This window comes from Corynebacterium intestinale (assembly GCF_023574125.1).
GTDB lineage: Bacteria > Actinomycetota > Actinomycetes > Mycobacteriales > Mycobacteriaceae > Corynebacterium > Corynebacterium hesseae.
Genome location: NZ_JAMKFF010000003.1, coordinates 180,224 through 206,602 on the forward strand (window position 1 = coordinate 180,224; position 26,379 = coordinate 206,602).

The 26,379-nt window shown below is 61.6% G+C and carries 23 protein-coding genes; 10 read left to right on the forward strand and 13 right to left on the reverse strand.

Features of this window, described 5'->3' with window-relative positions:
* Positions 1-46 precede the first annotated feature (46 nt).
* The gene (locus tag M5J06_RS05420; protein WP_250224152.1) at positions 47-1,243 is read right to left on the reverse strand and encodes a cobalamin-independent methionine synthase II family protein; all 1,197 of its coding nucleotides are present in this window, start codon (positions 1,241-1,243) and stop codon (positions 47-49) included.
* An 85-nt stretch (positions 1,244-1,328) separates the two neighbouring features.
* The gene (dnaE, locus tag M5J06_RS05425; protein WP_154736418.1) at positions 1,329-4,904 is read right to left on the reverse strand and encodes a DNA polymerase III subunit alpha; all 3,576 of its coding nucleotides are present in this window, start codon (positions 4,902-4,904) and stop codon (positions 1,329-1,331) included.
* A gap of 65 nt (positions 4,905-4,969) precedes the next feature.
* On the opposite strand from dnaE, the gene rarD reads away from it, so the two are divergent.
* Positions 4,970-5,875, forward strand: a complete 906-nt coding sequence (gene rarD / locus M5J06_RS05430; protein ID WP_250224153.1) for an EamA family transporter RarD — start codon at positions 4,970-4,972, stop codon at positions 5,873-5,875.
* Here the strand turns inward: rarD and M5J06_RS05435 are convergent.
* From M5J06_RS05435 to lspA, 4 genes are read right to left on the reverse strand one after another with little or no spacing between them, the layout of a single operon-like run.
* The gene (locus tag M5J06_RS05435) at positions 5,872-6,141 is read right to left on the reverse strand and encodes a type II secretion system protein (RefSeq protein WP_250224154.1); all 270 of its coding nucleotides are present in this window, start codon (positions 6,139-6,141) and stop codon (positions 5,872-5,874) included. The genes rarD and M5J06_RS05435 overlap by 4 nt on opposite strands.
* Before the next feature lie 9 nt (positions 6,142-6,150).
* Positions 6,151-6,750 carry a hypothetical protein gene (locus M5J06_RS05440; RefSeq protein WP_250224155.1) on the reverse strand — a complete coding sequence of 200 codons (600 nt, stop codon included), beginning with the start codon at positions 6,748-6,750 and terminating at the stop codon, positions 6,151-6,153.
* Complete coding sequence (locus M5J06_RS05445; RefSeq protein WP_046647986.1) at positions 6,747-7,670, reverse strand: RluA family pseudouridine synthase; 924 nt, start codon at positions 7,668-7,670, stop codon at positions 6,747-6,749. The genes M5J06_RS05440 and M5J06_RS05445 overlap by 4 nt, the downstream gene beginning before the upstream one ends.
* Positions 7,670-8,185: a signal peptidase II gene (gene lspA / locus M5J06_RS05450; protein WP_070533290.1), complete on the reverse strand. Its 516-nt coding sequence runs from the start codon at positions 8,183-8,185 to the stop codon at positions 7,670-7,672. The genes M5J06_RS05445 and lspA overlap by 1 nt, the downstream gene beginning before the upstream one ends.
* A gap of 32 nt (positions 8,186-8,217) precedes the next feature.
* Between lspA and M5J06_RS05455 the strand changes: the two genes are divergently transcribed.
* Positions 8,218-9,165 (forward strand): DUF6263 family protein, encoded by a 948-nt coding sequence (locus M5J06_RS05455; protein WP_250224156.1) that lies wholly within the window; start codon positions 8,218-8,220, stop codon positions 9,163-9,165.
* A gap of 125 nt (positions 9,166-9,290) precedes the next feature.
* On the opposite strand, the gene M5J06_RS05460 is transcribed toward M5J06_RS05455, so the two are convergent.
* Positions 9,291-9,854, reverse strand: a complete 564-nt coding sequence (locus M5J06_RS05460) for a WKL family lipoprotein (RefSeq protein ID WP_250224157.1) — start codon at positions 9,852-9,854, stop codon at positions 9,291-9,293.
* A 106-nt stretch (positions 9,855-9,960) separates the two neighbouring features.
* Here M5J06_RS05460 and M5J06_RS05465 point away from each other — a divergent pair, with 106 nt between their 5' ends.
* Positions 9,961-10,896: an asparaginase gene (locus M5J06_RS05465; protein WP_193633977.1), complete on the forward strand. Its 936-nt coding sequence runs from the start codon at positions 9,961-9,963 to the stop codon at positions 10,894-10,896.
* Between the two features lie 37 nt (positions 10,897-10,933).
* Here M5J06_RS05465 and M5J06_RS05470 read toward each other — a convergent pair whose 3' ends face one another.
* Positions 10,934-12,364 carry a DNA polymerase IV gene (locus M5J06_RS05470; protein ID WP_250224158.1) on the reverse strand — a complete coding sequence of 477 codons (1,431 nt, stop codon included), beginning with the start codon at positions 12,362-12,364 and terminating at the stop codon, positions 10,934-10,936.
* 111 nt (positions 12,365-12,475) lie between these two features.
* On the opposite strand from M5J06_RS05470, the gene M5J06_RS05475 reads away from it, so the two are divergent.
* The 6 genes from M5J06_RS05475 (at position 12,476) to M5J06_RS05500 (ending at position 18,994) form a co-directional block, all read left to right on the forward strand.
* Entirely contained in the window at positions 12,476-13,468 is a 993-nt protein-coding gene (locus M5J06_RS05475; protein WP_070563153.1) for an ABC transporter ATP-binding protein, read from the forward strand.
* Positions 13,469-13,499: 31 nt separating this feature from the next.
* Positions 13,500-14,576: an ABC transporter substrate-binding protein gene (locus tag M5J06_RS05480; protein ID WP_070519889.1), complete on the forward strand. Its 1,077-nt coding sequence runs from the start codon at positions 13,500-13,502 to the stop codon at positions 14,574-14,576.
* Between the two features lie 34 nt (positions 14,577-14,610).
* Positions 14,611-16,272, forward strand: a complete 1,662-nt coding sequence (locus tag M5J06_RS05485) for an ABC transporter permease (RefSeq protein ID WP_070512477.1) — start codon at positions 14,611-14,613, stop codon at positions 16,270-16,272.
* Positions 16,265-16,870, forward strand: a complete 606-nt coding sequence (locus M5J06_RS05490) for a metallophosphoesterase family protein (protein WP_083303797.1) — start codon at positions 16,265-16,267, stop codon at positions 16,868-16,870. Before M5J06_RS05485 ends, M5J06_RS05490 begins: the two co-directional genes overlap by 8 nt.
* Positions 16,871-16,997: 127 nt before the next feature.
* Positions 16,998-17,639 (forward strand): GntR family transcriptional regulator, encoded by a 642-nt coding sequence (locus tag M5J06_RS05495; protein WP_070512472.1) that lies wholly within the window; start codon positions 16,998-17,000, stop codon positions 17,637-17,639.
* Between the two features lie 107 nt (positions 17,640-17,746).
* Positions 17,747-18,994 (forward strand): MFS transporter, encoded by a 1,248-nt coding sequence (locus M5J06_RS05500; RefSeq protein ID WP_437177588.1) that lies wholly within the window; start codon positions 17,747-17,749, stop codon positions 18,992-18,994.
* Between the two features lie 109 nt (positions 18,995-19,103).
* Here the strand turns inward: M5J06_RS05500 and ileS are convergent, their stop codons facing one another.
* Positions 19,104-22,301 carry an isoleucine--tRNA ligase gene (ileS, locus tag M5J06_RS05505; protein ID WP_250224159.1) on the reverse strand — a complete coding sequence of 1,066 codons (3,198 nt, stop codon included), beginning with the start codon at positions 22,299-22,301 and terminating at the stop codon, positions 19,104-19,106.
* Positions 22,302-22,664: 363 nt separating this feature from the next.
* On the opposite strand from ileS, the gene M5J06_RS05510 reads away from it, so the two are divergent.
* Positions 22,665-23,738, forward strand: a complete 1,074-nt coding sequence (locus M5J06_RS05510; protein WP_250224160.1) for an HNH endonuclease signature motif containing protein — start codon at positions 22,665-22,667, stop codon at positions 23,736-23,738.
* Positions 23,739-23,800: 62 nt separating this feature from the next.
* Here the strand turns inward: M5J06_RS05510 and M5J06_RS05515 are convergent, their stop codons facing one another.
* The 4 genes from M5J06_RS05515 to M5J06_RS05530 all read right to left on the reverse strand — a co-directional run bounded on the left by M5J06_RS05515 (position 23,801) and on the right by M5J06_RS05530 (position 26,323).
* Positions 23,801-23,971: a hypothetical protein gene (locus M5J06_RS05515; protein WP_168162406.1), complete on the reverse strand. Its 171-nt coding sequence runs from the start codon at positions 23,969-23,971 to the stop codon at positions 23,801-23,803.
* Positions 23,972-24,078: 107 nt separating this feature from the next.
* Positions 24,079-25,209 (reverse strand): DivIVA domain-containing protein, encoded by a 1,131-nt coding sequence (locus M5J06_RS05520; protein ID WP_070533304.1) that lies wholly within the window; start codon positions 25,207-25,209, stop codon positions 24,079-24,081.
* A 168-nt stretch (positions 25,210-25,377) separates the two neighbouring features.
* Positions 25,378-25,689 carry a YggT family protein gene (locus tag M5J06_RS05525; RefSeq protein ID WP_070520150.1) on the reverse strand — a complete coding sequence of 104 codons (312 nt, stop codon included), beginning with the start codon at positions 25,687-25,689 and terminating at the stop codon, positions 25,378-25,380.
* Positions 25,690-25,900: 211 nt separating this feature from the next.
* Positions 25,901-26,323 (reverse strand): cell division protein SepF, encoded by a 423-nt coding sequence (locus M5J06_RS05530; protein WP_070519876.1) that lies wholly within the window; start codon positions 26,321-26,323, stop codon positions 25,901-25,903.
* Positions 26,324-26,379: the final 56 nt, after the last annotated feature.

Below are 26,379 nucleotides of genomic sequence, written 5' to 3' on the forward strand. Positions count from 1 at the left end.
TCGCGCGTTTATTTAGTTTGCTCGCTGGTTCAAGGCCGCTCGCTGCTTAGAACAGCTCCTCGGTGGCAATCTGCGCACCCTCCACGAGGGACTCCAGCTTGGCCCACGCGATCTGATGGTGCAGACGGCCGCCGAGACCACAGTCCGTCGATGCAATCACGTTTTCTGGGCCCACCAGTTCAGCGAACTGGATGATGCGGTCTGCTACCAAGCGTGGGTGCTCCACAGCATTGGTGGAGTGCGAGACCACGCCCGGGTAGATGACGGTGCCCTCCGGCAGCTTGTGGTCCTTCCACACGCGCCACTCGTGCGCGTGGCGCGGCGAGGCCCCCTCAAAGGAGAAGCCGCCGACCTTGGCCTGCAGGATCTCCTCAATGATGTCCTCGAACGGAATATCCGTTACGTGCGGGCCATGCCAGGAACCCCAGCAGATGTGCAGGCGGGTCTGCTCGCGCGGGATGTCCTTGATGGACTCGTTGAGGATCTCAATGCGCTCATGCAGGAAGGCCTGGAAGTCCTCAACCGTCGGCTCCGGAACCACCGAGTCCCAGGCTTCAGCCAGGTCCGGGGCGTCAAACTGCACGGTCAGGCCGGCATCCGTAATCGCCTTGTACTCCACCTTGAGCGCCTCACCGCAGGCACGCAGGAGGGCAGACTCGTCCTCGTAAAACTTGTTAGGAAGGCGTGCCGCTGCGCCCGGGGATAGGGCGGCGACGAAGCCTTCGGTGCCATCAGGCAGGGCGTCGGCAAGCAGCTTGACGTCTGCTTCCACCTGATCTTGGCCGATGTAGGTAACCGGGCCGGTGAACTCCGGGTTGGCAACCTTCTTTCGGCCGGTAAAGATACCCGAATCCGGGTCGTTGTAGGCCTCGGCGAACAGAGCGCGGTCGCGGCGATCCTTCATCGAAGAGAGACGAATCTTGCCTGGCTCGGAACGGATCTTGTCACCGATTTCCCAACGGTCCTTATCCGTCATGGTCAGGCCGCCCAGGCGGGTAAAGGAATAGTTCCACCACGCGCCGTAGTCGACGGCGCCGGAGGTGATGTGGCCGTACTCGCCCTCGTTGATGATGTCGACGCCAAGGTCGACCTGCCGCTTGACGACGTCCGCGACGGATCGCTGAAGAATCTCGTGGAACTTCTCATCGGAGATGGTGCCTGCGGAGCGCTCGAGGTTAGCTTCCAACAGCTCCTTCGTGCGCGGCAGCGAGCCAACGTGGGTGGTGCGGATCTTATTGACCATGGGAAACGGGGTTCCTTTCTTCTAGACTGTGCTGTCTAGCCTAGCTGTCAAGGCCCGTCTACCCATAGCGAAAGCGAAGATAAATTCACCCGAGGATGCCGGCGCCCATTGTCGCTTTGAGATCACCCATGAGGTTGCTGGAGCGCTCCACACGCAAATGCTCACCAAGGACCATCATGGTGGACTCTTCGCCGTCGACAAGCGTGAGGTACACATCCGACTCGCCCTTGTTGTTGACCAGGACCTGCTTGAGGCGCGCAATGTTGTCCATCGTGCACTGATCCGTGCGCATGGTCAGGCGCAGCGGTAGGCCGGCACCGTTGCCGGGGCCAAGATCGGGGATGCGGATATCAGAGCAGAACAGGGACATGCGCTCATCGCGGATCTTCACCTGCACCTTGGCCAGGATGATGTTATCTTCCGCGATTTGCGCGGCCACCAGCGAATACACCTGGTTAAACACGAGGATGTCCACCTGTGCACCGTTGTGGTCCTCCATGCTGACGATGGCCCAGGGCGAGCCATCACGCTTGGAAAAGCGCCTGTCAACACCCGAGATGATGCCGCCAATCACCAGCTCTTGGCCATTGCCCACCTCACCGTTGAGAATCTTCGTAATCGGGGTATCGGTCTGCGCGTTGAGGGCTTCTTCGAATCCGTCGAGCGGGTGGCCGGAGACATACAGGCCCAGCATTTCCCTCTCCAGTGCCAACTCGTGCTTGCGGTCCCAGTTCTCGTCCGGAATATCGATGGCGAAGGCGGAAACGGACTCGCTTTGTCCTTCCTCCCCGCCAAAGCCGGCGAAGAGATCGAATTGGCCCTTGTCGGCCGCCTTCTTCGTCGTCTGCACCGAATCCACGGCATCTTCGTGGATGAGCATGAGTCCCTTGCGCGGATGACCCAAAGAATCGAAGGCACCGGCCTTGATGAGGGATTCGGTGACGCGCTTCGAACAGGCCGCCAGCTCGATTTTGTCCAGGTAGTCGGAGAAGGACGTATAGGCGCCTTTCTCCCGCCTAGTCTTCACGATGGAATCCACCACGTCCCCACCAACGTTGCGGATAGCACCCATACCGAAGCGGATATCATCGCCCACGGCCTGGAAGGTCTCCACCGATTCATTGACATCCGGGGAGAGCACGCGGATGCCCAGGTGGCGGCAGTCGGCCAGGTAGATGGCGGACTTATCCTTTTTGTCACCCACCGAGGTCAACAGCGCAGCCATGTATTCCGGCGCATAGTAGGCCTTGAGGTAGGCCGTCCAGAAGGACACCAGACCGTAGCCTGCGGCGTGGGACTTGTTAAACGCGTAGGAGGCGAAGGGCTCGATGGTTCCCCACAGAGCATCCATCGCTTCCTTGGAGTAACCGTTGTCCTTCATGCCGCCCCAGAACTTGTCATACTGTTGCGCCAAGACTTCGGGCTTCTTCTTACCCATGGCCTTACGGAAGCCGTCTGCCTCGCCGGCGGTGTAGTTTGCCACCTTCTGCGAGATACGCATGATCTGCTCCTGGTACACGATGAGACCGTACGTCTCATCGAGGATTTCCTTGAGCGGCTCCTCCAGTTCGGGGTGGATCGGGGTGATTTCCTTGCGCCCATTCTTGCGGTCCGCGTAATCCCAGTGCGCGTTCACGCCCATTGGGCCCGGGCGGTAGAGCGCCAGCGAGGCCACAATATCCTTAAAACCCGTCGGCTTCATGCGCTTGAGCAGCTCCTGCATGCCGCCCGAGTCCAGCTGGAACACGCCCAGGGTATCGCCGCGCGAGAGCAGGTCATAGACCTTCGAGGCTTTCGGATCGTCGGCGTGGAGGTCTTCGAGGTGCACTTCCTCGCCACGGTTTTTCTTGATGTTCTCCAGGCAGTCACCAATCACGGTGAGGTTGCGCAGGCCCAGGAAGTCCATCTTCAGCAGGCCGATGGCCTCGCAGGCCGGGTAGTCCCAGCCGGTGATGTAGGCGCCGTCGGCTGGGCGCTTCCACATCGGAATGTGGTCCATGAGGCGCACCGAGGCCATAATCACGGCACATGCGTGCACGCCGGCTTGGCGAACCACGCCCTCAAGGCCACGGGCGGTCTCGTAGATCTTCTTGACGTCCGGGTCGGTCTCAATCATCTGCCGGACCTCGGCTGCCTCCGAATAGCGCTCGTGCTCCGGGTCCATGATGCCGGCGAGCGGGATGTCCTTGGCCATGATGGCCGGTGGCAGAGCGCCGTTGATGCGGTCGGCCATCTGGAAGCCGGGCTGGCCAAAGTGCACCTTCGCGGAGTCCTTAATAGCCTGCTTCGTCTTCACGGTGCCGAAGGTGATCACCTGCGCCACCTTGTCCTCGCCCCACCTCTCGGCGGCGTAGGTAATCATCTCGCCGCGGCGGCGATCATCGAAGTCGATATCGATATCCGGCGCGGAGGGGCGCTCCGGGTTCAGGAATCGCTCGAAGAGGAGATCGTGCTCGATCGGGTCAATATTGGTAATCGTCAGCGCGTAGGCCACGAGCGCACCGGCCGCCGAACCACGGCCCGGACCAACGCGAATGCCGATGGAACGCGCGTGCTTAATAAGCTCGGCCACGATAAGGAAGTAGGACGGGTAGCCCTTCATATCGATGACGCTGATTTCGTACTCAGCACGGTCGATGTACTCCTGTGGAACATCCCCACCGGGGAAGCGATCCTTGAGTCCTTCCATAACCTCATGGGTCAGCCAGGAGGTTGGGGTGTGGCCTTCGGGGACGTCGGCAATCGGCATGCGGTCGTGGGTATGTTCCTCCCAGATCTTGCCGTAGTCTTGCACGCGCTCCGCAATCCACAGAGTGTTATCGCAGGCTTCCGGGACCATATGGTCCCACAGCTCACGCATCTGGGCGGCAGATTTGATGTAGTAGCCGGTGCCGTCGAACTTGAAGCGGTCCGGATCCATGAAGGTCTTGCCGGTTTGCACACAGAGCATCGCCTCGTGCGCGGGGGCTTGGGTTTCCAGCACGTAGTGGCAGTCATTGGTCACCAGCGGCGGCAGGTCCAGCTTGCGGCCGATCTCCAACAGGCCATCGCGCGTGCGCTTCTCGATGTCCAGCCCATGGTCCATGAGCTCCAAGAAGAAGTTGTCCTTGCCGTAGATGTCTTGCCACATAGCGGCGGCCTCTAGCGCCTCATTGAACTGGCCCAGGCGCAGGCGGGTCTGCACGTCACCCGACGGGCAACCGGTGGTGGCGATGATGCCCTCGGCGTGCTCGGCAATCAGCTCCGCGTCCATGCGCGGCCACTTGCCCAATTGGCCTTCATAGGAGGCCAGGGAGGACAGCGTGAACAGGTTGCGCAGGCCGGTCTCATTTTCCGCCAGCATGGTCTGGTGCAAGTAGGCACCGGAAGCGGAGACGTCATCACGCTTCTGGTCCGGGGTTCCCCACAGCACGCGCTTCTTGTTGAAGCGTGACTCGGGCGCAAGATAGGCCTCGATGCCGATGATGGGCTTCACACCAGCACTCGTCATCCTTTGGTAGAAGGCATTGGAGCCATACATGTTGCCGTGGTCTGTCATGCCGACGGCAGGCATTCCTTGGCGAACCACCTCATCCGCCAACATATCCACCTTGGCCATGCCATCCAGCATGGAGAACTCGGTGTGGTTGTGCAGGTGGACGAAGGAGGAGTTTTTGGCCATGCGGCTCATCTTAGCGGGGACGTCAAACTTCGCCCGTAGGTCCTCGCTGAGGTACATTTTCTTAAATGTTCTACACCATTGCTGCCTATCTCATGTGGGGCTTCTTCCCAGCGTATTTCCCGCTGCTGCGCCCCGCCAGCCCTTTCGAGATCTTGGCCCACCGCATCGTGTGGACCGCGGTTCTTGTCACCGCAATGTTGCTGGTGACCGGCGGCTGGCGCGAGTTACGAGCGTTCAGCTTGCGCACCTGGGGGTGGATGCTCGCCTGCGGCGTGGCCATCACCATCAACTGGGGCACCTACGTCATCGCCATCAACAGCGATCACGTGGCGGATGCCGCACTGGGCTACTTCATCAACCCGCTTGTCTCCGTGGCCCTAGGAATCATCTTCCTCAAGGAGAAGCTGACGAAGGCGCAGGTGGCGTCGGTCAGCATCGCCTTCATTGCAGTGTTGTGGCTGACCTTCATGACCGGTCAGGCCCCCTACTACTCACTGGCCCTAGCCTTCAGCTTCGGTATCTACGGCCTGCTTAAAAAGCGCATCACGGTCTCCTCCATGGGGTCGGTCGCCGCGGAAACAATTGTCATGCTCCCCTTCGCGCTCATCTACCTGGGCTACCTGCAGGCACAGGGCGAATCCACCTTCACTACCGAAGGCCCCGGGCACGTCGCGCTGATGATTACCTCCGGCCTCGTCACTGCCCTGCCCCTGCTGTGTTTCGCGCAGGGTGCCAAGCACCTGCGCTTGTCGACGCTAGGCATGCTGCAGTACATGACCCCCATCATGCAGATGCTGTGGGCGCTGTTCGTGACCCAGGAGCACATGTCCACCGAACGCTGGATTGGCTTTGCCATCATCTGGGTTGCGGTGATCATCTACCTTGCGGACTTGGTGCGCATGGGCCGCGCTTCTCGACGCCGCGCCCGCCTCCACCCCGCCGACACATCACGCGCCACTGCAGAGGACTAGCGGCGCTTCAGCTCCTCGCGCGCTTGCTTAGCATGGGCGCGCCGGGCGGATTCCTCGCGCGCGTTGAGCGCCCACCGCGGCATGAGGATGGCCATGGCGATGCAATAGATGGCCACCACGACGAGAATGCCGAAGGTGAGCTTGTCGGCACCCCAGATACCTTGCGCGATGGCAGCCCCGGAGGCGATGAATGCGCCCGCCCACATCAAGAGGTAAGCAAAGCGGTAGTTCGGCGGCCACGTAGAGGTGTTCGGAAACAAACGCATGTCTTCTCCTTAACTGTTCTCATTCTGTCCGACGTTAGCGGGCGGGCGCACGCCGAAGGATCCCCAGGCGGCATCGTCGGGGGCAACCTCGACCGTCTCGACCCGCGGGTCGGAGGCGAGTGCGCGCAACTGACTCCCTTCGGAATAGACCACGACGGCGTCGACCTCCGTCGGCGCCTCCTCCCCCATGTCACCGGCTTGCTCATCCACGCGGGCGAACACCGCCTCGATGACGTCGGCGCGCTCGGCCCCTGTGACGGGTTCGGGAACAGCGATGGGGGCAGCCAAGCCGATCACGATGGCATCCATGCGCTGGATTGGTTGCAGGGCCTCAGAGACGTCGTGCGGACTCAGCGGCTTAGTAAAACCCACCAACGCATAGGCTGGCTTATCCGCCTGCGCTAGCGAGGCCTCCGCGCGCTCGCGGTATTCGGCGGCAGTCTCGGTTCCATCCGGGCCCAGCTGGTCTCCCTGCAACGCCGAGCGAGGCTGCGTGCCAAGCAGACCGAAAAGGACAATCACCACCAGCGCCAGCACGGCCAGCAGCACCAGTGCCGCGGTGCGGCGGCGCCGATAGATGCGCTGGCGTGTGCTCCGCTGCGGGCTCATCCGCGCAATACCTCCACGGCGTGCTTGAGATCGTCCGGGTAGGGTGCGGTGCATTCGAACCACTTGCCGGTGCCCGGGTGGGTAAAACCGAGCTCGACCGCGTGCAACCACTGGCGGTTAAGCCCCACGCGCTTGGCCAGGTTCGGGTCGCAACCATACATCGGGTCGCCCACGCAGGGATGTCCAGTAGCAGACATGTGCACGCGGATCTGGTGGGTGCGGCCGGTCTCCAGGTGGACTTCGAGGAGGCTGGCCTCGCGGAAGGCCTCGAGCAGCGTGTAGTGCGTCACCGCCGGCTTGCCGTCATCAATGACCCCAAACTTCCAGCCCGCGGAAGGATGACGCCCGATAGGCGCATCAATGGTGCCGACGATGGGATCGGGCAGGCCCTGGACCACGGCGTGATAGGTCTTTTTCACGGTGCGCTCGCGGAAGGCGTTCTTGAGCTGCGAGTAGGCCCGCTCACTAGCGGCGACCACCATGACGCCTGAGGTTCCCACGTCGAGGCGGTGGACGATGCCCTTGCGTTCGGTAGGGCCGGCGTCGGCAAGCGCATAGCCCGCCGCCCGCAGCCCGCCGATGACGGTGGGCCCATCCCAGCCCAAAGTCGGGTGGGCGGCCACGCCCACGGGCTTGAACACGCAGATGACATCCTCGTCCGCGTAGAGGACATCCATGCCCTCCACCAGCTCTTCCTTAGGAATGAGCGGCTCCTCGGGCGCTGGCATCATGACGTCGATCCAGCCACCGGCGCTTAAGCGCTCGGACTTGCCCACGGCCGCACCGTCGATTTCCACATCACCCGCAGTGCACAGCTGGGCCACGCGGGCGCGGGAAATGCCCAGGAGCTTGGCCAAGGCGGCATCCACACGCATGCCATCGAGCCCTTCGGGCACCGGCAACCTACGGCTTTCGCGCATTACTCTCCCCCCGTTTCCTTTTCTTCAGCTTTCTCGTGCATCTCCGCCCAAAACATCGCAATGATGAATACCACGACGCCACAGGTAATGGCCGCATCCGCGATATTGAAAACAGCGAAGCTGCCCACGGAGATGTAATCCACCACGTGGCCGAACCAAAACCCTGGCTCGCGCACGAGGCGGTCGATGAGGTTGCCCAGAGCACCGCCGGCGATCATCGCCAGCCCGATGGCCTGCCACTTGTCATGAATGCGCGGGGCGGCGATTGCTACACCAACAACGAAGGCGAGTTGGATAGTGGTAAACAGCCACGTCGAGCCTTCCCCTCCCATGGAGAAGGCGGCGCCGGGGTTAAAGAGAAGGTAGAAGCGGAACCAGTCACCGATTACCGGTAGGGCTTCGCCTTCCGTGAGGATGGACAGCATCAGTGCCTTCACGGCTTGGTCGACGGCGGCCACACCGAGCACCACCGCAACCATCACTCCGATATAACTCCTTGCTTTCACCCGTTCCATTCTAAACAGGCTCATCCGGTAATTTGGAATGCGTGTTTCGTGTGAGAGCTCTAGCAGTCCTGTCCGCCACCGTCTTGGGAGTCAGCGGCGCGCTCGCCGGCTGTTCCTATTCCCAGCCGGCCAAGCCAGTAGAGGAGCCAGTGGGCTTAGCCCTCGATGCCCCGCGCGTCACCCTCCTAGAACCCGGTGACGACGCAAGCCGCGTTGTGGCTTATAAGGATCTCGATGCCACTCAGGAGCTGACCTATGAGGTCGCCACGGGTTTTGACCAGCAATTACGCAAGGACGGCAGCTCGGCTCCTGCACCAGCGTCCAAGGACAAGGTCACCCTTCCGCTACAGGCCTCGGTGGAGGCTGCCACCGAGGATGTTGAGGGCCAGTTGCCGGCCAGCCGCAACGCCTTCGTTACCGTGGGCAAGCCTGAGGCTGACGGCGCGGACGTCTCCTCCGCCGAGGGTTTCCAGTTTGGGTGGCGCGGCACGGATAGCGGGCAAATGAACTCGCTGCGCCTTGCCGCCCCGCAGGCCGCAACCGACGAGGCCCGCAGCGCTGTGGAGCGCGCCATCACCAGCCTGACCTCGCTGCCCATCGTCTTCCCGGATGAGGAAATTGGCTCCGGTGCTCAGTGGGTCGTGGAATCGCGCGTTACCGGCGAGTCCACGCTGCTGCAAACCACGACCTATACCTTGGACAAGCTCGACGGGGATATCGCCACGCTCAACGTCGAGGTTGAGCAGCGGCCGTCCCTCGGCGCGCTCTCCTTCGACGGCGCTGACGCCCCCGAGGAGCTGCGGGGCAAAGAACTCAAGGTCATGGACACCACGTCGACGTCGAAGGGCACGGTCACCGTTGATCTGACCAAACCGCTTCCCACCGCCGGCGATGTCTCCGTGACTACCGCCATTTCTTATGGTGCGGACAGCTCCGATCTCCGCGTGGTGCAAACCAGCGCCACTGATATGACGTTCACCACCGACTAGTCCGCTGCGCGCCGCGCCTGCCCCGCATCAGGCAACCGCGCGCCGTCCTTCAGACAGCGCAGCGCCCGCCACCCACTGGCTCTCAATCCAGTGTGGTGGCGGGCGCTGAAACTTGAATCCCAGTCTTACTGAGCCGGGGCGTCGGCGGGCGCCTCTGCGCCTTCCGGTACGGAATCAGCACACATCTCCGGCACCTCTTCCGGCGGGACGATGTTGGTGACCAGGACACAGGCCCACGTCTTGGACAGCTTCCACGTGCCGCCCTCGTTGATGAACTCCACCTGGTCGGCGGTCTGCTGTTGGCCGTCCGGGGTATTGATGTGGACGGTGGCCAGCGCGGAATCCGGCACGAGGCCCGGGATGACCGGGGCAACGACCTCGAAGGTGGCGCCGGACTCGGCCTGGGACTGCGACATGACGTCGAAAAGCTCCGGCGCCGTCTCGCTGCCCTGGACCAGCTGGACCTTCTCTTCCTGCGGAAGGTTCGGGTCGGCGGCCTTGGTCAGGATCTCATTGAGCTGCTCCACGGTAGGCATCTCGGTGGAGGCCACCTGCGATGCGGAGGTTTCGCCCGAAGGCTTAGCGGCGGTGCTGTTCTCGGTGTCTGCATCCTCGGAAGACGAGCAGGCAGCCAGGGCAGTCGCGGCGCCCAGGGCCACAACGGCGGCGCTCAGCTTGAAGGATTTCACAAATACTCCTCACGTAGGGGATCGTGGTTTATCCCTTTTACTTTAGCGTCCACGACCGCCGCCCTGGGGTTCCCGCGCAGGTGCGTGCCTGTAGTAGCCTGCTGTCATGACTTTCGCCCTCATCGCCACCGGTGGCACCATCGCCTGCACGACGGTCCGTGACGGATCCCTGGTCCCCACCGTCAGTGGGCAACAGCTAGCCCAATTCCTCGACGCTGAAGTCGGAACACACGACATTGAGGTGGTGGAATTCCGCGCGCTGGATTCCAGCTCGATTACTTTGGCAGACCTCGATGAGCTACTGCTGTGTGTGCGCCAGCACCTTGCGCGCCCAGAGATTGATGGCGTCCTCATCACGCACGGCACCGATTCCATGGAGGAAACCGCGCTGGCGTTATCCCTCTTCGACCTCGGCGAGGGGCCCATCGTGCTCACTGGCGCGCAGCGCGCCTTCGACCACCCGGCTGGTGATGGCCCGCGCAATCTGCGCGATTCCTATGAGCTCCTGTGTTCCGGAAAGGCCGGCGTGTGGGTGCAATTCGGCGGCAAGACCATTCCCGGACGCGGCGCGCGCAAGTGGCATACTTCGCAGCTCAACGGCTTTGAGGAGCTACCGGTGGGTGACTCCGCTCTGGCGCCGTTGCCGCTCTCCCCCATGGCGCAACACCCCGTTGAGATCATCGCCGCCTACCCGGGTGCCGGCGCCGCGCTTGTCGACGCCTCCCTCAACCACACCCATGGCCTCATCATCGAAGCCATGGGCTCGGGGAACATGGGTGAAGAGATGGGAGAAGGGGTGGCCCGCGCGCTGCAAGCTGGCGTGCCCGTGGTGATTAGCACCCGCACGCCCTACGGAGCTACCAAGCTGGCCTATGGCGGCGCAGGTGGCGGTGCCACCTTGGGCGAGATGGGCGCGGTGGCCTCCGGCGGATTCCGAGCCGGCCAAGCCCGCATTATGCTCGCCGCGGCACTCGCTACCGACACACCGGTGGCAGAGATGTTTAGCACTGCCCCCTCCGCCACTGCTTATACCGCGGGCTAGCTATCCTCGCGTGGCGGTTCCTCCCCAGCGGGGTCAGTCACAGGGGCATCGGCCTCGGTGGCGTCGCCTGGCAGCGCCCCTCCCAGGCCAGTGAGTCCAATGGATCGGCCGGGTGGAGATCTTCATCCTCAGCCGCGAAAGAGCGCACAAACCCCGGGCCCGTAGCGCGAGTTTCAAAGCGCACGCTGACCACCCCATGGCCGGCGCCTTGAATCCAGCCGTGTCCAAACTCGGGGTGGTAGACGTCCTGCGTAGCGTGCCAGCGGCGCATCGAATCCGATCCCGCTTCTCCCAGCGTTTCCGACTCTGCTCCGGGCTCTGCCTCGGGTTCCGGCGCGCCGGGCAGGTGGTCGCTGACGCCAGTCTCGTAATCCGTATCCGGAGCTGGACGCACGACCTCGCGGTCGAGCTCAGGAAATAGCACGTCTTGGCGGGCCTCCTCCAACCCCGAGTAGCTCACCCCGACCAGCCTGATGGGCCCGAGCTCCTCCGGGTAGCGCGCCAAACTCAAGGCCTTAGCCTCGAGGACCTTCAGGTCATCCGTGGCATAGGGCAGCGTGGCCGAGCGGGATTCGATGTGAAAATCCGCCATCCGCAGCTTCACCGTCACCGTGCGCGCGCCGCGGCCGTCCTTGAGCAGGCGGGAATGCGCGCCCTGCGCCGCGCGGATTAGTGCCGCATCCACCTCCGCCGCCGTGCGCAGGTCCGTGGGGTAGGTGAACTCGGTGGAGATTTGTTTGGCAATCGCGCGCGGGGCGACCGGGCGCTCATCAATCCCTTGGGCGAGCTTCCACAGCTGCACGCCCACCACGTTGCCCAATGAGATCTCGACTTCCTTGCGACTCATCGCCGCCAGCTGGCCGATAGTCTCCACGCCAATGGCTGCTAGCTTCTGCTGGGTGACTGGGCCCGCTCCCCAGAGCTTGCCCACCGGCAGCGGGTGGATGAGCTCATCGAAGCGCTCCTGGGGCACGATGAAAGTCCCGTCCGGTTTGGCCTCCCCTGACGCAATCTTCGCGCTTTGCTTGCCTGCACCGGCGCCGATGGAGCTGGGAAGGCCCGTCTCAGCTCGAATCACTCGGCGCAGATTCTCCGACCACTCACGGACTTCGGCGGGCGTGGCTCCGGCGAGTGCGGCCGGTTCCATGAAGGCCTCGTCGATGGAGAGCTGTTCGATGACCCCCGCATGCTGCGCAATAATTCCAAATACCCGGCGCGAGGCCGCCACATACACCGCCCGGCGCGGCTGCACCACCACGGCTTTATAGCCCACGAGCTGCTGCGCGCGGAACATGGGCATTGCGGAATGAGCTCCATATGCGCGGGCTTCATAAGAGGCACCGGCGACGACGCCGCGTCCGCTCGTTCCACCCACCAACACAGGCCGGCCGCGCAAGGTAGGGCGGGTGAGCTGCTCCACCGACGCAAAGAACGCGTCCATGTCGATGTGAAGAACCCAGCGCTGCATGTGCTCCAGTTTAAACACCGCATGTCCGTCACCCATTATTCATGTTTCTTTACCACCTTCGTAACTTCAACGCCCCCATCCGCTTACTTTATCGCCCTAACCTTTTCCGCCGTGACTTCTCAACTCTCGCCCCAACCACCTGCCTCCCAGGCCCACGTGGTCGTTACCGGCATTAAGCGCGAGTTCGCGGACAACACTGGTCTCCATGCCACTGACCTCGCCATTAACACCGGCGAGTTCATCTCCATTCTCGGCCCCTCCGGTTGCGGTAAGTCCACGCTTCTGCGCTGCATCGCAGGCCTCGAAACCCCCGATGCTGGCACCATCACCTTCTCCGATAAAGAAGTGTTCGGCCCACACACGAACGTTCCCGTTAATAAGCGCAACCTGTCCATGGTGTTTCAAGATCTGGCGCTGTGGCCGCACATGACTGTGGAGAAGAACATCGAGTTTCCCCTCACCACCGCGGGTAACAAGTTGTCTTCTGTGGAACGCACAGAACGTGTGCGCGCGTGCATGGACATGGTCGGAATTACCCCGAAGGCACAAGCTCGCCCTAATCAACTCTCCGGTGGCCAGCAGCAGCGCGTAGCCATCGCCCGCGCGCTTGTGTCCAACCCGCAGTTACTCCTAATGGATGAGCCACTCTCTGCGCTCGATGCTGCCCTGCGTGTTCAGATACGTGCCGAGCTCACTGCCTTGGTCCACGACTTAGGACTCACGGTCATCTACGTCACCCACGATCAATCCGAGGCTCTGTCCATGTCGGACCGCGTCGTCGTCATGAAGGACGGCGTCATCGAACAGTTCGCCGATCCTGTCACCCTCTACGACTCCCCTGCCACCCCCTTCGTCGGTGGCTTCGTGGGTACTATGAACCGCCGCGCTGGGCTTCCCGACGTCCGCCCGGAAAACCTCACCGTCCTTGACGCGGAGGAAGACATCGGGTCTTTCCCGCACCACGTGGACGGAATCGTCCGCACCGCTCAGTACATCGGCGGACGCTACGAGCTGCACTGCGATGTCGAAGGCGCTGACGAGCCTTGGGTGGCTTACAGCCGCTCTCGAGTCGATCGTGGTTCGACGGTACGTCTTGCGTACTAGTCACATCCGTTTTCTACTTTAAGGATTCTCCATGCTGTATAAGAAACTTTCTCTCGCCCTCGCTGCCGCCGCTGCTTCTGCCCTGGCTCTGACTGGCTGCGGTTCTGTTGATTCCGCTGACTCCACCGACGCATCCTCCGCCGACAACACCGGTGCTGAAACCAGCGCCGAGGCCTGGGAAGCCCCGGAGGGACTGTCCGGCGAGCTGGACTACTACTCCGCGAACCCGCAGGGCCTTACCGACGCCCTCGTCGAAGCCTTCGAGGAAAAGACCGATGTCAAGGTCAACGTCTTCGCCGACACCACCGGCAAGATCACCGCCAAGCTCAAGGCGGAAGAGGCTAACCCGCAGGCAGACGTGGTCTACTTGGCTTCTTGGTCCGCTGCTTCCAAGCAGGACAAGGCCGGCGCTCTGGCGGAGTACACCCCGGAAGGTGCTGACAAGATCACTTCCAGCTGGGTATCCAAGAACGGCACATTCACCGGCCGCGATGGCTCCGCCTTGGCACTGGTGACCAACACCAACGTGGTGGACTCCGCTCCTCAGGACTGGGAGGACCTCGCTGACGAAAAATACAAGGATCAGGTCATTATGCCGGATCCGCGCGAGTCCGGCACCGCCGCTGACCTCATTGCCGCCATGGTGGATCAGTGGGGCGAGGACAAGACCTGGGAGCTCTTTGACAAACTCTTCGACAACGGCATGATTGTCCAGGGCGCTAACGGTCCGGCCCTGGACCAGGTCACCTCCGGTTCTCGAGGCATCGTCATGGGTGGTGTGGACTACTCCGCATACTCCGCTCAGGCCAAGGGAGAGCCGCTTGAGGTTGTTATCCCCTCCTCCGGCACTACCGTCACCCCGCGACCGGTCATGATCCTCAAGACCACCGACAACAAGGACGCTGCCGAAGCTTTTGTCGACTTCATGTTCTCCGATGAAGCACAGGAGATTTCTGCTTCCAAGAACATGATCCCGGCCAACACCGAGATCACCCCGAAGAACGGCCCGAAGCTGGAGGAGATTGAAACCCTCAACGAGGATCTCGATGGCATCGCCTCCTCCTCCAAGGACATCAAGGAAAAGTTCGCTGAGCGCTACCTGAAGTAGCCTCTACTATCTCACCACGGAGCAACCCCACCTTATGAGCACCACCACCCGCAGCCCTCAGCGCACTCTCGGCATTTATGCAGTACTCTTCGTGCTGCTCGTGCTTGTCGCTGCGCCGTTGGCATCGGTGCTCATCAGCGCTGTGGTGGGGTACCGCGATGAGCCTTCTTCTCTCCACAAGATTGTGGAGCCGGGCATGGGAGAGGTGCTACTCAATACGGTCGTCCTCTCCCTCCTCGTGGTGGTCTTTTCTACTCTGTTCGCCGCCCCGCTAGCTTTCCTGCGCGCGTGGACGTCTTTTTCTAAGGCGAACTGGATAGAAATCGCCATCATGATTCCTTTCATGACCCCGCCTTTTGCCGCAGCAATGGCGTGGATGGATTTCACCCGCCGCGGTGGAGTCTCCGAATTGCTCTTCGGGCATACCGTCGGCAAGCTCGCGCATGACGCCATTTACTCGGTTCCTGGCATGGCTTTCATCATGGCGTGCGAGCTCTTCCCCTTCCTCTATCTCATCCTGCGCAACTGTCTGACCTCAATTCCTGCATCCTCTCTGGAAATGGCTCAAGTCGCAGGCGCCAGCCGGTGGCAACAGATTAGTCGCATCATCCTCCCCACCGTCGTGGGCCCCTATTCACTGGGCGCACTGATCATTTTCATCAAGGCTGCCGGCGAGTTCGGCACCCCAGTTACCTTGGGAAACGCCATCGGTTTCACGGTCCTCGTCTCCTCCATCTACCAAGACGTCACCATCGACCCGTTGAGTTTCTCCGATGCAGCAGCCTCCTCATCGGTGTTGTTTGCACTTGGTGTGGGCGCATGGGCATTCCAGCAATGGGTCTCGCGGCGCGACCTTACCGGTGGTGGACGAGTATCCCGCCAAGTCTCGCTCCGCATCGGCACCGCAGGCAAGGTCCTTGGCAGCTTAGTTGCTTTCCTCATCATCGCCTGCTCGGTGCTCATCCCGTATATTTCCATCACCCTGGCAGCCATGACCATTCTGCGATCCGCGCCCCCAACGCCTCAAAACCTCACCTTCGACTATTTCGCCATCGTCCTGCAGATGCCTTCCGCTCAAGAAGCTTTGCTGCGTTCCATCGCCCTCGGTGCAATTGGCGCCACAACGGCGGTCATCCTCGGCATCGCGGTCACCTTGCTCACCCAGCGAACCAGGCAGATCAGCGCCCGTGTTGTCGACTTCCTTGCTGTAGCACCGGATACCGTCCCCGGAATCGTTCTCGCCATTGGCTTCATTCTCCTATGGAACGCTCCCTGGCTGCCATGGACACCTTATGGCTCCATGATCATCCTCGTCATGGCTTTTACTGTTCTCTTCCTGCCGATGGCGGTGCAGAACATCAAGACCTCCGCTGGCGCGGTTTCCCCTTCGGTCTACGAGGCAGCCGCCGTGTCCGGTGCCTCCGCCTCCCACACGTTGCGCAGCATCACCTTGCCGCTGCTTGCCCCGGGTATCTTTGCCGGTTGGCTGCTGGCGTTCTTTGTGGGCTTCCGCGAGCTCGTCATGTCCTCCCTGATCCGCCCGAGCCAGCTCAATCTCCTTGCGCCGTGGATCATGAACCAATTTGACCAGGGCCACCGCGCTGAAGCCATGGCTATGACGCTCATCGGTGTAGGAACCTCCACTGTCGTGCTAGTCCTAATCACTTGGTGGCAAGGAAGGAGGGCGCGTGGCTAGTATCCTCATTTTCGCGGACCTTCACCTTGGCCGCCCCGACGCGCCAGGCATGGAGTGGGTGCTAAACGTACTGGAGGTCACGACTGCGGATGCATGTATCTGCCTCGGTGACATCATTGACCGCAAAGCCGACGCAGCCACCTACGTACCCCAAGCACAGAAAGTCATGGCTCGCGCATGCGAGCTTTTCAGCGACGTCCATTTCATCTCCGGGAATCACGACGTCCACCACGAACTCAGTCTCTCTTCGCCTGTAACGGTTCATTCCGCCGACGTTCACTCCTTTCACTGCGCCGGCGCTACCGTTGTCACCGCCGCGGTAGCTGCCGATCCCGATCCCCGCACACTCACCTTTCCAACGCGCCAGAGCAACGAGCCGCATCTGGGATTACTGCACTCATCAGTGACCGGTGAATTCTCTAAAGGCATATGCTTGCCCACGACACCCGAACAGCTACAGGCCTGTGGCTTCGACGCATGGATTCTTGGCCACGTCCACACTCCACAAGTGCTTCAGGACAATCCCTTTATCGGTTGGGTCGGTATGGGAGAGGCAGTGCTTTACGACGTCCCCACTTCCTCCCTCACTCGCCTCTAACACATCTCCTACCTGACCACACGCGCCGCTCAGAGAACTAGCTCTCACTTGCCCACCGCGTGATCAATGTCTCACGAATTGGCGTTTGCGCTAGACCGAGAGCACCGCATGCATGCATCATGTATACATGCAAAAAGACAAGGTACCCGCCGCGGAACGGGCCTACGATCACCTCAAGCGCCGCATCATCGATGACGACATCGATGACTCGGAGATGCTCTCCGAAGCCGCCCTTGCCGCCGAGCTGGGAATGAGTAGAACCCCGGTGCGCGAGGCTTTCCTCCGTTTGGAGGTGGAGGGCTTCTTGAAGCTCTATCCCAAGCGCGGTGCGCTGGTCGTACCGATTAGCCCCCGCGAAATCCGTGAGGTCTACGAGGCGCGCCTCCTCGTGGATGAGAACTCTGCCCGCCATATTTGCGGACTGTCCGCAGAGGAGCGCGGTCTCATCGCCGATGTCCTCGTCGCCACCATCGATGAGCAAAAGGCCGCCCTCGACGCTGGCGATCTGGGCTCCTATACCCAACTGGATGCGAAGTTCCACCAAACCATCATGGACAACGGCGGCAACCGCCTCCTCGCCCACCTCGGCCACACCTTGCGCGAGCGCCAACAGCGATTTACCGCAACTGCCATCGGCCGCAGCGTCGAGAAGGCACGCGGCTTCGTGGCCCAGCACGCCTTGCTCGCCGACGCCCTCCGCACCGGCGACATCGACACCTACCTGACCGAACTCCATTCCCACCTCAACTCCTCAAGGAAGCAACTGTGACTGTCTCTGCGCATTCGAACCCGCTTGTCGAGGCGCCTACTCCCCAACCCGACGCCCCCACAGACGCCGACACCACCGAATGCACTGAAAGCGCTGCCACCCCAGGCTTGCCCAGCCGCTCCGCCGAAGCGCCGCTGCCTAAGCGCGCGTGGTTCCCCGTCGCCGGTTCGATGATCGCCGTGGCGTGGGGAGGAAACGAGTTCACCCCGCTGCTCGTGATGTATCGCGAGACCTCGGATTTTTCGCAGGTTACGGTCAACGGTCTCCTCGCCGCCTACGTGGTTGGCATCATCCCCGCACTGCTCATCGGCGGCCCGCTATCTGACCTCCTCGGCCGCCGCCCACTGTTGCTCCCCGCGGCACCGCTGTCCTTGGCGGGATCTTTCTTGCTCTCCATCGCTCCCAACGAACCACTCATCATCGCGCTGGGACGCGTCTTGTGCGGTATGGCATTAGGCCTAGTCATGGCGGTGGGGTCAACGTGGATTACGGAGCTCATCACGCGCGCCGGCGGCGACCCAGCGTCCGGCGCTCGTAAGGCTTCGTTGTGTTTGACCGCCGGCTTCCTCGTCGGCGCGGGTATCGCTTCGGTGCTGGCCCAGTGGGGGCCATGGCCGACTCACACGGCCTATATCCTCCACATGCTGCTCACGCTGTTGACTGCCGTGTGGATCCTGCATACGCCTGAGACCCGCCAGCCCAGCCGAGGCGATGTCAAGACCACCATCCTGGAGCTCAGGGTGCGTGACATGCTGGAGATGCTCCACATCCCCGCCGCTGCGCACAAGCGTTTCCTGCGTGTCGTCGTGCCCGTGGCCCCCTGGGTCTTTGGCTGCGCGGGAGCGGCCTATGCGCTCCTTCCACAGCTGCTATCCGAATCCGCTGGAAACGCCCCCATCGCTTTCTCCGGTCTGATGACCGTCATCACCCTGGGCTGCGGCGTGGCCGTCCAGATGCTGGGCCGCCTGGTTGATACCCACAAGTCCGCGCGAGCCTCGGCCCTGTCGATGTTCGTCATCACCGTCGGCGCAATCCTCGGAGCGTTTGCCGCTCACTCACTGTCCCTGCCGCTCGGCATCGCGGCCGCCGCCACGATGGGCGCGGGATACGGTTTGGCGCTGGTGGCTGGATTGTCCGAGGTCCAGCGCATCGCGGGCGAGCGAGAGCTCGCCGGCTTGACCGCCGTGTACTACTCCATTTCTTACACTGGCTTCTTCATCCCGATGGCCTTTAGCGCGCTTGCGCCCTACATCGGCTTCACGGCGTTGTTCAGCGTCGGCAGCTTCTTGGCGCTGGTGTGCCTCATCAACGTCATCCTTGCGTGGCGCGCACACCTGCCCGGCACCCGCCGCTAGCGCACACGCCCCGTCATCGCGGCCCCTCCGGGCCGCCCTGCGCCACCAGTGCGCAAATGCTCAAAGCTCCGCCTCCCACTCGAGGGAAGCGGAGCTTTTCGCTGCGGATTTAGGCCTTGGCCACGGTAGCCGTCACGCCCTTGAGGACATCATGGATGTTCTGTCCATCGCTTGGCTCGAGAGCCTGGGTCGTCACAGTGAAGTCGACAGCAAGCACCTCCGCCGCGATGTGCTCGCTGTGGCGATGAGCCCACTCTTCCTTCTCCGCCGGGACGGAGAGAACCACGGTGATGCGGTCAGTCACCACGAAATCCTCGGCCTTACGCGCATCCTGCAAACCACGGATGACGTCCGCAGCCCAGCCCTCTGCCTCGAGCTCCTCCGTCACCTCGGTATCCACGGCGACGAGGCCATCGAGCCCTTCCACACGAGCCGTCGACTTCGCATTCGCCGCCTTGAGGCGCTCGGTGTACTCGTCCGGGGACAGGCGGATATCGCCGTCGACCACGACGTCCTCGCCCTCGCGCACGTAGTTGCCCGCCTTGAGGTTCTTGATGGCTCGCTGAACATCCTTGCCCAAGCGCGGACCGGCTACCTTGGCGTTGCACACGACCTCGAAGGTGCCCACCGCGTCGACATCGTCGGTAAGCTCAACGTCCTTAACGTTGACCTCATCCCGGATGATGTCCTTGAAATCCGCCAGGCGCGCCGAATCCTTCATCGCCACCGTCAGCTTCGGCAGCGGCAGGCGGTTGCGCAGCTTGTTGGACTTGCGCACCGAGGACGCCGCGGAGGCCACCGCGCGGGTGGCATCCATGGCGGCCACGAGGGCATCATCAGCCGGGTAGTCCTCGGCCTTCGGGTAGGAAGCCAAATGCACGGAACGCTCGCCCGTCAGTCCACGGTAGATGACCTCGGCCACATGCGGCAGCAGCGGCGCGACCACGCGGGAAACCGTCTCCAGGACCGTGTAGAGCGTGTTGAAGGCTTCCGGATGGGCTTCCTCGCCCTCCCAGAAGCGGTCACGGGAGCGGCGCACGTACCAGTTGGTCAGCGCATCCGCGAAGAGGCGGACCTCCTCCGTCGCCGAGGCGATGTCAGTATTCGCCAGCGCGTCGTTGGTGTTCTTCACCAAGTCATGAGTCTTGGCCAAGATGTAGCGGTCCAGCACGTTGGTGGAGCTGACATCGAACTTTGCGTCCTGGGAGGCGTAGAGCTGCAGGAAGGTGTACGAGTTCCAGATCGGCAGGATGGCCTGGCGCACGCCCTCGCGGATGCCCTGCTCGGTGACGATGAGGTTGCCGCCGCGCAAGATCGGCGAAGACATGAGGAACCAGCGCATCGCATCCGAGCCATCGCGGTCGAAGACCTCATTCACATTCGGATAGTTGCCCTTGGACTTCGACATCTTCAGGCCATCATTGCCCAACACGATGCCGTGGGCGACAACCTTCTTGAACGCCGGGCGGTCGAACAGGGCGGTGGACAAAACGTGCAGGAGGTAGAACCAGCCGCGCGTTTGGCCGGAATACTCCACGATGAAGTCCGCCGGGGAATGCGTCTCAAACCATTCCTTGTTCTCAAACGGGTAGTGCTTCTGAGCGAACGGCATCGAGCCCGACTCGAACCAGCAGTCCAGCACGTCCGGCACGCGGCGCATCGTGGACTTGCCCGTCGGATCATCCGGGTTCGGACGAGTCAGCTCATCAATGTACGGGCGGTGCAGGCTCGTCGGACGCACGCCAAAGTCACGCTCCAGCTCATCCAGCGAGCCATAGACATCGACGCGCGGGTACTCCGGGTTATCGGATATCCACGCCGGGATCGGAGCGCCCCAGTAGCGGGTGCGGGAGATGTTCCAGTCGCGAGCGCCCTCCAGCCACTTGCCGAACTGACCGTCGCGGATGTGCTCCGGCAGCCACTCGATCTCATTGTGGTTGAGCTCGACCATGCGGTCACGGAACTCCGTCACCTTGACGAACCATGCAGGCAGCGCCATGTAGATGAGCGGCTCGCCGGAGCGCCAGGAGTGCGGGTAGGAGTGCTCGATGGTCACGTGGCGTACCACGCGGCCAGCGGCCTTGAGGTCCTTGATGATGGCCTTGTTGGCATCGAAGACGAGCTGGCCCTCATACGGCGGTACCTGGGAGGTAAACTTACCGTCCTCATCCACCGGGATGACCAGGCCCACGCCGTACTTCTGGCAGGTGAGCATATCGTCCTCACCGAAGGCCGGGGCCTGGTGGACCACGCCCGTGCCGTCCTCAGTGGTGACGTAATCAGCCAGCAACACCTGGTACGCATTCTCGACATCCGGGAAGAAGCCGAAGATGGGCTCGTACTTGAAGCCCTCCAGCTCCGCGCCCTTGAACGTCTTGAGGACTTCCACCTCACCCAGCTCCTTCGCCAGGGTGCCGGTCAGTGCTTCAGCCATCACGAAGGTACGGCCAGCAAAGTCGCCCTCGGTGGCCTTGAACAGGACGTAATCAACTTCCGGGTGGACCGCCAGAGCCAGGTTGGACGGCAGGGTCCACGGGGTGGTGGTCCAGGCGAGGAAGGAGGCGTCGGCAAGCTCGGCGTTCTCCGCCAACGTCTTCTCCGCCGCACTTCCCTCCACGGCACCAGCCACCGGGAACGTCACCGTCAGGGTCGGGTCCTGGCGCATCTTGTAGGAGTCATCCAGGCGGGTCTCCTGGTTCGACAGGGAGGTGTGCTCCGCCCAGGAATACGGCAAAACCCTAAAGCCCTGGTAGATCAGGCCCTTGTCATAGAGCTCCTTGAACGCCCACATGACGGACTCCATGTACTCCAAGTCCATGGTCTTGTAGCCGTTCTCGAAATCCACCCAGCGAGCCTGGCGGTTGACATACTCTTCCCACTCATCGGTGTACTCGAGGACGGACTTGGCGCAGTACTCGTTGAACTTCTCCAGGCCCATCTCCTCGATCTGGCCCTTGTCGGTGATACCGAGCTGCTTCTCTGCCTCCAGCTCCGCCGGCAGTCCGTGGGTATCCCAACCGAAGACGCGCGGGACGTGGTTGCCGGCCATGGTGCGGTAGCGCGGGACGATGTCCTTGACATAACCGGTCAGCAGGTGGCCGTAGTGCGGCAGACCGTTGGCAAAGGGAGGGCCATCATAAAAGACATACTCGGGGCAGCCCTCTGTCTGCTTGAGGCTGGCTTTAAAGGTGTCGTCGGCCTTCCAGTACTTCTGGACTTCCTGCTCCATATCGGGGAAACGGGAAGACCCAGCAGTCATATCGACTTTGGGATAAACACTGCCGACGTTCGCGGGGTTATTACTCATCTAAAAATTCCTTCACTCGTTCGCTGTGACGGGGACGCGCCGTACGGCTCGCGGTACCACCCCGCTTGGGCGCCGAGGCGCCCCGCTTCGTTGATGTGAAGGAGATGACGGTCCCTACCCGCCCGGTTCTAATAATGCGACGCTCACGCGCCTCACGTTCTTCCGGAATGCTCCCCGGTGATAGCCGGCTCACTGCATATAGCTCCAAAGTATAACCGAGGGGTCAAGTTTTCACAGGCGCAGGTTCCCGTGAACCCCAAGATAGAAACGACAGTGCACAAAAGAGGTGCCTGAGAAACGGTTTTCCACAGGAACATTTTTTCTAATGCGCGCAGCTCAGAAGGTGTTTTATGCTCCACAAATATGAACGCGCTACAGACTTTCCTCAACGCACTCGGGGCCGGCATCGATGTCATCGCCGAGTGCGAAGGCATGTCTGAAGCAGACCTCATCGCCGCCGGCTCCCCAGACAAAACTGCCGCGCAGTTGGTGCGGCTGCACACGAGCTTCTTTGGCAAGACCGCCATGACCAAGATGCAACGTGATGCGGTGAAGGCTGCGCGCCACCGCGGCCACTCATTGCCCACCCTGGAAGTCATTGACCGCTATGCCCGCAAAGCCAAGACGCAGGCATTGGGCTGGAAGCTGCGCCTGGAGCTGTGCCGGACCAGCGCCGATACCCTCGCGATGGAAACACTGGCGAAGAAGAAGCTCAAGGAGCACTCGGCCCCGCCCGCACCGAAGGAGGGCGTGACCATCTACCGCCGCCGCAATGCACCGTGGACGATGGCAATCACAGGCCCCGCGCAAATGATTGCAGAGCTTAGCGACGCCGTCGACCGCGAACGCCCCCTCGAATCCATCCGCGAAGCTTTCTTCAAAGGCGCCGCCCCGCGCCGCGGTTTGCAAACCAATATCTTGGTCCCGCTGGATGCAATGACGAAGATTCTCAACGGCGACGGCGAGGAAATCACGCTGCAGATGACCAACGGCGCAACGATGACCGGCGCGGAATACCTCAACAAGGTCCTAGCCGAAGAGATCGACCTCGATGGCGCGCTGGCGACTCTATTCCACCCCTATCACGGGCCAGTCAACCTCTACTACGAGGAGCGCTCCGCCAGCATCAAGCAACGCATCATGGCCATGGCCGAGTTCCCGGTCTGTGCTTGGGGCTCCTGCATGAAGCCCGCCGATGAATGCCAAGTTCACCATCTCATCGCGTGGAAGAACGGCGGGTATACCAACCAGGAAAACCTGGTGATGCTGTGCCCGTATCACAATGGCGTGAACCAGGACGATCCGAACGCGCCACCGGGACGCGGCCGCATGGCCCGGGTCAACGGAACGGCCATGAGGACGTACGGTCCCCTCCCGCCGCCCACGCCTCTGCAAGCGCCTCCCGGGCTATTCGACGCCCTGGAAAGAGACGACTAGGAGCGACACAACTAGGAGTCTTCGCAAAAGCCCTCCACCCAGAATTACTGCTGGGGCGAGGGCTACTCGTCGTGCTTGCGGCGCAGTTTAATCACGGTATCTGCGATAAACAGAACAATGCCTACCCCGGCAGAAGCAAAGAGCAGGTACAGAGACCACTCAGCGGCGGAGAGGATGTAATTCACGAACGCCAAGAAAGCCACAAAGGCCAAAAGCAATGCACCAATAAGCATGCGCGCTCTCCTTCCCCGTCACTGCCTGAAAAATCAATACCTACTGAGAATACATACCCACAGAAAAGAATAACGGCGCCCCCGCAGGGACGCCGCTGATTCAGTGATTAATTGTTGGACTTGCCGGCTTCACCGTTGGGAGCAGCGGTGCCGCGGGACTCCAGCTCCTCAAGCTGAGACTGCAGCAGCGTCTTGAGGCGAGTACGGTACTCGCGCTCGAAGGTGCGCAGCTCGGAGATGCGAGCCTCCAGAGCGGTCTGCTGCTGCTTGACCGTGTTCATGACCTCGGTGTGCTTCTTCTCGGCATCGGCCTGCAGCGCAGCTGCCTTCTCCTCTGCCTGGCGAATCTGCGCCTCGGCGCGGGACGTAGCGTCGGACTCAGTCTGCTTTGCCTTGTTCTCAGCGTCCGCCACCAGCTTCTTGGAGCGGGTATCGGCCTCCTGCAGCTGAGCTTCGTAGCGCTTCTGGGCGTCCGCGAGCTGGGCCTTGGAATGGGAGTCAGCGTCGGCAAGCTGCTTCTCTGCCGCCGTGCGGGCCTCAGCCAGCATGGACTCGGAATCAGCCTTGGCCTCGCTGGTGAGGCGGTCCGCCATCTCCTGAGCCAAGCCCAGCACGCGGGCTGCCTGCATGTGAGTATCCGGGGTAGCCAGGCCCTCTGCGTTGGACTGGGCAGAGCCCGCACCAGCCACGGCAGCGGCGGAAGAGGCCGTGGTGGAGGCTGCGGAGTTCTTCTTTGCGGACTCCAGCTCCTTCTTCGTGTTCGCCAGTTCCTTCTTGGAAGCCTCGAGCTCGCGCTTGGCGGCGGCAGCTTCCTCGCGAGCTGCCTTGAGCTCGGCGGAGTTGTCCTTTGCCTGAGCAGCCGGCGCCTGGGAAGACTGTGCCTGAGCAGCCTTTGCCTGCTCCTGCGCACGCTTCGTCTCTTCCTTGGCCTTGGCAATCTCATTCTTGGAGTCAGCCAGCTTTGCCTCGTACTCAGCGCGAAGCTTGGATTCAACTTCCTTGCGCACAGCGGCCTCGTCGACCTTAGCGGCAGTAGCGCCGCCAGCGGCGCCGGCCGAAGTCTGAGACTTCAGTTCCTCAACCTGGGCGTGGAGATCATCGTTCTCGTCCTGCAGCTGAGCAAGAGCATCCTCAACGAGGTCGAGGAACTGATCTACCTCATCCTCGTTGTAGCCACGCTTGCCAATTGGCGGCTTGCTGAAAGCGACGTTGTGTACATCAGCGGGTGACAGTGGCATTGACTTCTCTTCCCCTTACGAATCGGTCAAACCTCTAGAGGTTCCAGAGGCCGGGTACATGTGCGGTTAATAATACGGATTTTGCTAACTCATTGTATCCGAATCAACACATTATCTAACGCTGGCACGAGTCTCAACGTTAACAGGAGGGTTTAATACACCCGTTAGTTACACAGCAAGTCCGCTGGGGCCGAAAAATAGCCACGAAATCAGTTGCGAAAGAATGGACAAAAGCAGGAACAAAACAATGATGGAAACGTCGAGCGCAACGCCTCCCAACTGCAGCGGAGGAATCACCTTTCGCAGCGCCTTAACCGGCGGGTCAGTGACTACGAAAAGCACCTCTGCAACCATCATGAACCAGCGGGGTGGATTGAATTGGCGCGAAAAAGATTGAATCATTTCGATGACGATTCGCGCTAACAAAATCCACGAGTAAAGACTCACGGCGACGAGGAGAATTGAACCTAAAGCATTCACAGTGCCCGAGCCTATCCGAACCACCCCCGCTAACGGTATTCCCCTGCCCTCCGGTTCGCGCTCGGCGAACATGAACGGCTAATCGTCGGCTGAACTATCCCCGAACTCAGTTCGCCGCCGGCCTCATAAATACGAAACCGCCCCATCGCTTCCCCTCCCCTAAGCCAACACGGGAGAAAAGAAATCGATGAGGCGGTAGAACGCGACGTACTTAGCGCAGATGCGCTGCGCGCTCCAGCTCAACAGTGGAGATATCGGCGCCCTTCGGCACGATGGCAAACACCTTACGGCTGGTGTCCACGCCCTTGGTCAGGTTCTTCATGCGGCCCTCCAGTGCAAAGCAGAGGCCAGCGGCAAAGTCGACGAAGCGCTTTGCGGAGCCACGGTCAGCGTCAGTGAGCTCGAAGACCACTGCGTCACCGTCGCGGAAAGGGCCACCGACCTTCGCTGCATCGTCGAAAGAGACGAGCGACAGCGCCACGATGGTCGGGACAAATTCCTCTTCCGGCTTCTCGTAGGAAGGTGCATACGCCGGTGCGCTGTAGCTGCGCTCGTCAGCGTAGTAAGCATCGTCGGTGTCCATGTCCATCGGGCCCAGCCCGAAGAACTCTTTAGTCCTATCAATCAGTGACATTCTGGGTCTCCCTCTGACCTAGTGTGTGCTGTTCATTTGCTGTCTTGTAATGCACT

What these genes read in the sequence shown, in the direction of transcription:
- M5J06_RS05510 (WP_250224160.1), top strand. Translation starts at nt 22,665, where the DNA reads ATGAACGCGCTACAGACTTTCCTCAACGCACTCGGGGCCGGCATCGAT.
- M5J06_RS05465 (WP_193633977.1), top strand. Translation starts at nt 9,961, where the DNA reads ATGACTTTCGCCCTCATCGCCACCGGTGGCACCATCGCCTGCACGACG.
- M5J06_RS05445 (WP_046647986.1), bottom strand. Translation starts at nt 7,670, where the DNA reads ATGCGCGAAAGCCGTAGGTTGCCGGTGCCCGAAGGGCTCGATGGCATG.
- lspA (WP_070533290.1), bottom strand. Translation starts at nt 8,185, where the DNA reads ATGGAACGGGTGAAAGCAAGGAGTTATATCGGAGTGATGGTTGCGGTG.
- M5J06_RS05435 (WP_250224154.1), bottom strand. Translation starts at nt 6,141, where the DNA reads ATGCGTTTGTTTCCGAACACCTCTACGTGGCCGCCGAACTACCGCTTT.
- rarD (WP_250224153.1), top strand. Translation starts at nt 4,970, where the DNA reads ATGTTCTACACCATTGCTGCCTATCTCATGTGGGGCTTCTTCCCAGCG.
- M5J06_RS05495 (WP_070512472.1), top strand. Translation starts at nt 16,998, where the DNA reads ATGCAAAAAGACAAGGTACCCGCCGCGGAACGGGCCTACGATCACCTC.
- M5J06_RS05485 (WP_070512477.1), top strand. Translation starts at nt 14,611, where the DNA reads ATGAGCACCACCACCCGCAGCCCTCAGCGCACTCTCGGCATTTATGCA.
- M5J06_RS05470 (WP_250224158.1), bottom strand. Translation starts at nt 12,364, where the DNA reads ATGCAGCGCTGGGTTCTTCACATCGACATGGACGCGTTCTTTGCGTCG.
- M5J06_RS05520 (WP_070533304.1), bottom strand. Translation starts at nt 25,209, where the DNA reads ATGCCACTGTCACCCGCTGATGTACACAACGTCGCTTTCAGCAAGCCG.
- ileS (WP_250224159.1), bottom strand. Translation starts at nt 22,301, where the DNA reads ATGAGTAATAACCCCGCGAACGTCGGCAGTGTTTATCCCAAAGTCGAT.
- M5J06_RS05480 (WP_070519889.1), top strand. Translation starts at nt 13,500, where the DNA reads ATGCTGTATAAGAAACTTTCTCTCGCCCTCGCTGCCGCCGCTGCTTCT.
- M5J06_RS05530 (WP_070519876.1), bottom strand. Translation starts at nt 26,323, where the DNA reads ATGTCACTGATTGATAGGACTAAAGAGTTCTTCGGGCTGGGCCCGATG.
- M5J06_RS05420 (WP_250224152.1), bottom strand. Translation starts at nt 1,243, where the DNA reads ATGGTCAATAAGATCCGCACCACCCACGTTGGCTCGCTGCCGCGCACG.
- M5J06_RS05440 (WP_250224155.1), bottom strand. Translation starts at nt 6,750, where the DNA reads ATGAGCCCGCAGCGGAGCACACGCCAGCGCATCTATCGGCGCCGCCGC.
- M5J06_RS05515 (WP_168162406.1), bottom strand. Translation starts at nt 23,971, where the DNA reads ATGCTTATTGGTGCATTGCTTTTGGCCTTTGTGGCTTTCTTGGCGTTC.
- dnaE (WP_154736418.1), bottom strand. Translation starts at nt 4,904, where the DNA reads ATGGCCAAAAACTCCTCCTTCGTCCACCTGCACAACCACACCGAGTTC.